Source organism: Oleiphilus sp. HI0128 (genome assembly GCF_001635365.1).
Genome location: NZ_LWGG01000792.1, coordinates 1 through 919 on the forward strand (window position 1 = coordinate 1; position 919 = coordinate 919).

Sequence of the window (919 nt, forward strand, 5' to 3'; positions counted from 1 at the left end):
ACATCCCGTTGAGTCTCCAGGGTCAGGCCAAAAAAAGTCTTACTCTTTTTAATCCCTTCGCCTCTGGCATGGTTGATCACTGTGGCACCAGTCGCCCCAGCTTTTCGCGCAGCCTTCATGACCTTATCGGTTTTGTCATCCTCTACAAACACCAGCAATAATTTAAAATGCATGTACTTTCCCCTATTCGAAATTCTCTACAAACTCTGTACAGAGCTTATTCAGCTTGTGCCAAGCCCTGTTGTTGGTTTCGCTTAGCCAAATACTCAGTAATTTGCGCATAGGCCATCACCGACATTATTGGAAATAAGCTAGCAAAAGCGATTAAACCAAAACCATCAATCAAAGTGCTTCGCCCAGGTACTGTTTCAGCTAAGCCTAAACCCAAGGCTGCAACCAAAGGCACAGTTACAGTAGATGTCGTTACACCACCTGAGTCATAAGCCAAAGGCACGATCAGTTTGGGTGCAAAACAAGTTTGAATTACGACGACCACATAACCAGAGATAATAAAATAATGGATCGGAATTCCGGTAACGATACGATAAGTTCCTAAGGAAATACCTACTGCTACACCAATTGCGACGGCAATACGCAAACCCCAAATGCCGATCGCACCACCCGATACTTCATTCGCCTTGATCGCTACAGCTATTAGAGAGGGCTCTGCTATCGTGGTACTAAATCCTATGGCAAAGGCGAACAGATAGACCCAATAATAATCAAACCACTGAAGTGCATCGGCACCAATATCCCTCGCTCCTGCTATAAAAGCTGGATCAGTCAACTGTTGCGCCATTAATTTACCTAAGGGAAATAAGGCTCTTTCCAAACCGAGTAAAAATAGCGATAACCCGATCAGCACGTACAAGAAACCAAACAGCACCCTTTTCATATTGGGTATAGGCTTGCGAATCAC

The 919-nt window shown here is 44.5% G+C and carries 1 protein-coding gene; it reads right to left on the reverse strand.

Annotated elements, in window-relative coordinates; all coding sequences use genetic code 11:
• Nucleotides 1-217 precede the first annotated feature (217 nt).
• On the reverse strand, nucleotides 218-919 hold a 702-nt coding region (locus A3763_RS11395; RefSeq protein ID WP_068760045.1), incomplete at its 5' end, for a DUF1538 domain-containing protein.